Here is a 6,294-nt window from a genome sequence, read left to right as displayed (position 1 = left end):
TTGCTGAACAGTGGGGACGAAATGCTGGTTCCTGCTCCTGATTATCCGCTGTGGACGGCGGCGGTATCGCTCTCCGGCGGTAATGCCGTGCACTACCTGTGTGACGAATCATCAGACTGGTTCCCGGACCTCGATGATATCCGCGCCAAAATCACGCCGCGTACACGTGGGATCGTCATCATCAACCCAAACAACCCAACCGGCGCTGTTTACTCTAAAGAGTTGCTGATGGAGATTGTTGAGATTGCTCGCCAGAACAACCTCATCATCTTTGCGGATGAGATTTACGACAAAATTCTCTACGACGATGCTGAACACCACTCCATCGCTGCAATGGCGCCGGATCTGCTGACCATCACCTTCAATGGCCTGTCAAAAACCTATCGCGTTGCCGGTTTCCGTCAGGGCTGGATGGTGCTGAACGGGCCGAAGAAACATGCTAAAGGATATATTGAAGGTCTTGAGATGCTGGCCTCTATGCGCCTGTGTGCCAACGTTCCGGCGCAACATGCCATTCAGACCGCGCTGGGCGGATACCAGAGCATCAGCGAATTTATCATGCCTGGTGGGCGTCTGTATGAACAACGCAACCGCGCCTGGGAACTGCTCAATGACATTCCTGGTGTCTCCTGCGTAAAACCGCGCGGCGCGCTGTATATGTTCCCGAAAATTGATGCTAAACGCTTCAACATTCATGACGACCAGAAGATGGTACTCGACTTCCTGCTGCAGGAAAAAGTACTGCTGGTTCAGGGAACAGCGTTCAACTGGCCGTGGCCGGATCATTTCCGCATCGTCACGCTGCCGCGTATTGACGATATTGAAATGTCGTTGAGTAAATTTGAGCGTTTCCTGTCAGGGTATCACCAGTTGTAATTAAACAAAGGCTGTCGGATGGATGACGAGTATTTGCATCTGACAGCCTTCTCTGCGCAAAATGACTCTTAGGTTGCCATCATATAAGGGTCGTTATGAAGCAGAGCCATTTTTTTGCCCACCTCTCCCGTCTGAAGCTCATTAATCGCTGGCCGCTGATGCGCAACGTGCGCACCGAAAACGTGTCTGAACACAGTCTGCAGGTTGCCATGGTTGCCCATGCGCTGGCCGCGATCAAAAACCGCAAATTTGGTGGTCAGGTTAATGCTGAGCGTATTGCTCTGTTGGCGATGTATCACGATGCGTCAGAAGTGCTGACCGGTGATCTCCCTACCCCGGTGAAATATTTCAACTCGCAGATTGCGCAGGAATATAAAGCGATAGAGAAAATTGCCCAGCAAAAACTGGTCGATATGGTACCTGATGAACTGCGCGATATTTTTGCGCCGCTCATTGATGAACATGCCTTAAGTGAAGAAGAGAGATCGATTGTTAAACAGGCCGATGCCCTGTGCGCGTATCTGAAGTGTCTGGAGGAACTCTCTGCCGGTAACAACGAATTTCTGCTTGCCAAGACGCGTCTGGAAAAAACGCTGGAGTCGCGACGCAGCGAAGAGATGGACTACTTTATGGACGTGTTTGTCCCGAGTTTTCACCTCTCATTAGATGAAATCAGCCAGGATTCTCCGCTATAAACGCATGACCCGGTGGCGGCGAAGACATCCCCGTCGCCACCAGACAACAACATCAAAACGGAAACAGCATCGGGATCATCACCACGCACACCGCCATCACAATGATGGTAAACGGTACGCCAATCTTCACGAAATCGCTAAAGCTGTAGTTGCCAGGTCCGAGCACCAGAGTGTTTACCGGGGAAGAGACCGGTGTCATAAAGGCTGCGGATGCCGCCATCGCAATCCCCATCGCAAAAGGATACGGTGAAACGCCCATCGACTTTGCAGCCGCCAGCGCGATTGGCGCCATCAGCACCGCCGTCGCGGTGTTGGAGATAAATAACCCGATAGTCGCACACAGCACGAACAGGCAGCCCAACATCATATACGGGCCATACCCGCCGCCGACATCCATCAGCCCTTTCACCACCAAGTCGACACCGCCGGTTTTTTGTAAAGCCAGCGCGAAGGGCATCATCCCTACAATCAAAATAATGCTTGGCCAGTGAATCGCTTTATAGGCACTTTCGGCATCAATACAGCGAAATTTCCCCATCAGCAGACAGGCGATGATCGCAGCCACCGTATTGGGTATTTCATCAGTGAGCATCAGAGCAACCATCAGCACCAGACAGAAAATCGCATGCGGTGCCTGGCTGTGCGCCGGAGAAGCTTCACTGACTTCCTCGGGCATATTCAGCACGACAAAATCACGCCCTTTTTGTCCCAACAGTGTGATGAGCTTCCAGTTGCCCACCACTAATATGATATCGCCCATCAGCAATGGCTCATCCACCACCGCTCCAGCCAGAGCCGCGCCATCGCGCTTCAGCCCAACGACATTCAGCCCGTAGCGGGTACGAAAAGCGATTTCCCGTACCGTTTTGCCGATCAATTCCGATTCAGGGATCAGAGAGATCTCGGCCATCCCCACATCAAGCGCCTGCTCGGAGAAGTATTCGCCGCGCAGTACCATTGGTTCCAGAAACTGTTCACTGCAAAATTCACGCAGGTCGACATCGGCCGCGGACATATCAATCAGCAATACATCACGGGCGCGAAACTCAGAAACCCCGTTAACGTCGACTATTACGCGACGAAAGCGACGCCAGCGTTCCACGCCAATCACGTTTGCCCCGTAGCGCTCACGCAGCTTCAGATCATCCAGACGCTGGCCAATCATAGGAGAACCGGGACGAATCGCCAGGCGACGCGCGCGCCCGGTCAGACGATATTCTTTAATCAGATCGCGAAAGGTCCGGCGTTTCCAGCCGTCTCCCGGCTGTCTGGAATCTTCTCCCTTGAGCATAAAGCGCATCAGCAGCATATAAATTATGCCGAGAACCAGAACCACCAGCCCCAGCGGGGTAACGCTAAAAAAGCTGAACCCGTTAAGTCCTTCACGTAACAGTTCACTGTTGACGACCAGGTTCGGCGGCGTCGCCACCAGCGTCATCATGCCGCTTATCAATCCGGCAAAGCTCAGCGGCATCATCAGGCGTGAAGGGGAAATTTCCATGCGCATGGAAACGCTTAAGACCACCGGGATAAAGATGGCGACCACGCCGGTCGAACTCATAAACGCCCCGAGCCCGGCAACGGTAATCATCAGCAACACCAGCATTTTGACTTCACTGCTGCCAGCCACCTTCACCAGCCAGGCACCCATTACCGTCGCCACCCCGGTACGCACCAGGCCGTCGCCGATAATGAATAATGCCGCTATCAAAATAACGTTAGGATCGCTGAATCCGGAAAAGGCTTCTGTGATGCTCAATGTTCCGCTCAGAACAAAGGCAATGATGACCAGCAAAGCGACCGCGTCCATACGCACTCTGCCAGTGACAAACAAGACGACGGCAATCGCCAGCAATGAGAGAACCCATGTCAATTCACCGTTCACAACATATCCTTGTTAAATGAGAGGGATGGATCGATTCTGCCATAAAAAAGCCCCAACAATCTGGGGCTAAATCATGTTCAGGTATTTCTTACCACGACCACATTTCCGTTAGGCTGTTTGGTCACAGAAATATGTTCCAGACTGGTCAGCGAAAAATCGACCTCATCCAGACGCGGCGTGTCCACAGGCGCGTTGACCGCTATCACATGACACCCTGCAGCCAGTCCTGAAAGCACCCCAGCGGGCGCATCTTCCACCACCGCGCATTCCTGTGGCGCAAGACCCAGAAGCTGGGCGCCTAACAGATAGGCGTCTGGCTCGGGTTTGCCTCTTTTTACCCGCTCGGCGGTGACAAACACTTCAGGAGCAGGCAGCCCCGCGACACGATGACGCGCTCGTGCGACCGGCATGGATCCGGAGGTCACAATCGCCCATGGAATACCCGCTTTATTGAGGTGGTTGAGTAAATCAACCGCTCCCGGCAGCGCAGTGATCCCCGCGGTTTCCGTCGCTTCGATCTGCTCCAGGCGGGTGAATTCCGCGGCGATCTCAGCCTCAGATTTGCCCACCATAAAGTGTCGCAGGGAGGTAATGGCCTGCTTGCCATGAATAAAGCCGAGCACCTCGGCGTGATCGAGGCCAAAACGATCGGCCCAGTTGCACCACGCGCGTTCTACTGCGGGTAAGGAATCGACCAGCGTTCCATCCAGATCAAACAGAAAACCTTTGCACTGCACGCTCGCCCCCTCAGGCATTAATGATTTGGTTAATTTCATTCGCACTCAGGTGATACTGGCGCGGGCAAGAGTGCCAAACATTCAGCATACGCTGATATTTTTCCCACATCGGGGTCTGGGCGTTGAAGCCATGCGTACCCGCATCAAAGTGGGTATAACGACCTTCTACATTAACCATAAAACGTACGTACCCGAGGTAACGGGCTTCCGTTGCGGCGTCAAAGCCAAGGAAGGTCACGCGGCGCTCATCAATAGCCTGCGCGTCCTTAAGATTAGTCCAGGACACATGTAATGCGTGATACATCTCCATAATATCGATAATCGTACGACAGGTTTCTTCCGTCAGCTCACCAAACTCACGATCCAGCTCGCGCATCTGCAAGCCGTAACCGCGTTCAATAATCGTCTGCAAACGACGATAACGCTCGGCGTTAGTGGGATCGAGCATAGTCATCATTTTGTACTGATTAGACAAAATCAGACGTTGAGCGTTGGTCATTTCCATTTGGGACTCCTGTATCACTACTACTGCGATGAAAAAAAAGAAGGCATCTTGTGCCTTCTTTTATATGCGTAATCAGGGGTCAATTACAAATCATCAAGGAAAGTTTTATCCAGTTGTTTGAAGGCACGCTTAAGCGTGTCAGCCAGCGCCTGATAATCAGGCTTTCCTTCTACCGGAGTGAGCGCCTGCCCGGCTTCTTGCAATTTACCCCGAACTTCGTAGAACCAGTTGAGTATTGAAGGCGGCAGCGGCGTTACAGAACGTTTACCCAGCCACCACATGCCCTGCATCGGCAGGCTGAGCGCAAACAGCGCAGTCGCCACGGCCGGTCCCAACTGCCCCCCTAACGCAATTTGCCAGCATAAGGTGAAGACGGCGATAGGCGGCATAAAACGGATCGCGTAACGCGTCATGCGGATCACGCGGTTCTCTACAAACACAGGTGCGAGGCGCTTTTCCATTGGCCACGTCTTCGCATAGTGCTGCCCCCGGCGAAACAAGCTAAAAAAATTGACGGAACGATTATCCGGTGTCGACATGGCGGTTACCTCAACTTCACATATAAAAATTAAAAAATTTGTGCAAAACAACAACTACAAGGGACATCGTTCAAAACATTTTGTCTTTGATACCCACATTCAGGTATCCTGTGCCGGCCTGTAAGGCCTTTAGTCCAAAATCATTGAGTCGTCAAATTGACACATAGTATGCCATTGGCTGAAAAATACGCAAAATGACATAGACTCAAAGGTATTTATTCCATCGTGCCCAAAAAGACTATGGCGCATGATGTTAATCATAAACGTCGGTGTCATCATGCGCTACGCTCTATGACTTCCTGACGTTTTTTTAGCCACGTATCATAAATAGGTACTTCCATGTCGAGTAAGTTAGTACTGGTTCTGAACTGCGGTAGCTCCTCACTGAAATTTGCCATCATCGATGCAGTAAACGGTGAAGAATACCTCTCTGGTTTAGCCGAATGTTTCCATCTCCCAGAAGCACGTATCAAGTGGAAAATGGACGGCGGTAAACAAGAAGCGGCTTTAGGTGCAGGCGCCGCTCACAGTGAAGCGCTGAATTTTATCGTTAATACTATTCTGGCACAAAAACCAGAACTGTCTGCTCAGCTGACTGCGATTGGTCACCGTGTTGTTCACGGCGGCGAGAAATACACCGGCTCTGTGGTTATCGACGATTCTGTTATTCAGGGTATCAAAGACGCAGCCTCTTTTGCACCGCTGCATAACCCTGCACACCTGATCGGTATCGCAGAAGCGCTGAAATCCTTCCCGAATCTGAAAGACAAAAACGTGGCTGTGTTCGACACCGCGTTCCATCAGACCATGCCGGAAGAGTCTTACCTCTATGCTCTGCCATACAGCCTGTACAAAGAACACGGTGTTCGTCGTTACGGCGCGCACGGTACCAGCCACTTCTTCGTGACTCAGGAAGCGGCAAAAATTCTGAACAAACCGGTTGATGAGCTCAACATCATCACTTGCCACCTGGGCAACGGCGGTTCTGTATCTGCTATCCGTAACGGTAAATGTGTTGATACCTCCATGGGTCTGACCCCGCTGGAAGGTCTGGTGA

The 6,294-nt window shown here is 51.9% G+C and carries 6 protein-coding genes and 1 pseudogene; 3 read left to right on the top strand and 4 right to left on the bottom strand.

What is annotated here, in order from left to right:
- Both alaA and yfbR read left to right on the top strand, forming a co-directional pair.
- Positions 1 to 876 (top strand): alanine transaminase AlaA (alaA, locus tag KQJ19_RS21710; RefSeq protein ID WP_216404121.1); only part of this gene is annotated, 876 nt, incomplete at its 5' end.
- 95 nt (positions 877 to 971) lie between these two features.
- Positions 972 to 1,571: a 5'-deoxynucleotidase gene (gene yfbR, locus KQJ19_RS21705; protein ID WP_003028083.1), complete on the top strand. Its 600-nt coding sequence runs from the start codon at positions 972 to 974 to the stop codon at positions 1,569 to 1,571.
- 52 nt (positions 1,572 to 1,623) lie between these two features.
- On the opposite strand, the gene KQJ19_RS21700 is transcribed toward yfbR, so the two are convergent.
- The 4 genes from KQJ19_RS21700 to yfbV form a co-directional block, all read right to left on the bottom strand.
- Positions 1,624 to 3,456, bottom strand: a complete 1,833-nt coding sequence (locus KQJ19_RS21700) for an SLC13 family permease (RefSeq protein WP_141875457.1) — start codon at positions 3,454 to 3,456, stop codon at positions 1,624 to 1,626.
- A 77-nt stretch (positions 3,457 to 3,533) separates the two neighbouring features.
- A complete protein-coding gene (locus KQJ19_RS21695) occupies positions 3,534 to 4,211 on the bottom strand; it encodes a sugar phosphatase (protein WP_085951065.1) in 678 nt (225 codons plus the stop codon).
- The gene (locus KQJ19_RS21690; RefSeq protein ID WP_016153841.1) at positions 4,204 to 4,698 is read right to left on the bottom strand and encodes a YfbU family protein; all 495 of its coding nucleotides are present in this window, start codon (positions 4,696 to 4,698) and stop codon (positions 4,204 to 4,206) included. The genes KQJ19_RS21695 and KQJ19_RS21690 overlap by 8 nt, the downstream gene beginning before the upstream one ends.
- Before the next feature lie 83 nt (positions 4,699 to 4,781).
- Positions 4,782 to 5,237 carry a terminus macrodomain insulation protein YfbV gene (gene yfbV / locus KQJ19_RS21685; RefSeq protein ID WP_016153842.1) on the bottom strand — a complete coding sequence of 152 codons (456 nt, stop codon included), beginning with the start codon at positions 5,235 to 5,237 and terminating at the stop codon, positions 4,782 to 4,784.
- A 339-nt stretch (positions 5,238 to 5,576) separates the two neighbouring features.
- Between yfbV and ackA the strand changes: the two are divergent.
- Positions 5,577 to 6,294 (top strand): annotated as a pseudogene (ackA, locus tag KQJ19_RS21680) (acetate kinase); the annotation flags it as partial.

The organism is Citrobacter sp. S46_ASV_140 (genome assembly GCF_018919545.1).
GTDB classification, from domain to species: Bacteria; Pseudomonadota; Gammaproteobacteria; order Enterobacterales; family Enterobacteriaceae; genus Citrobacter; species Citrobacter braakii.
The sequence above is the reverse complement of the archived record's forward strand: the minus strand, read 5'-3'. Positions and strand labels throughout refer to the sequence as shown.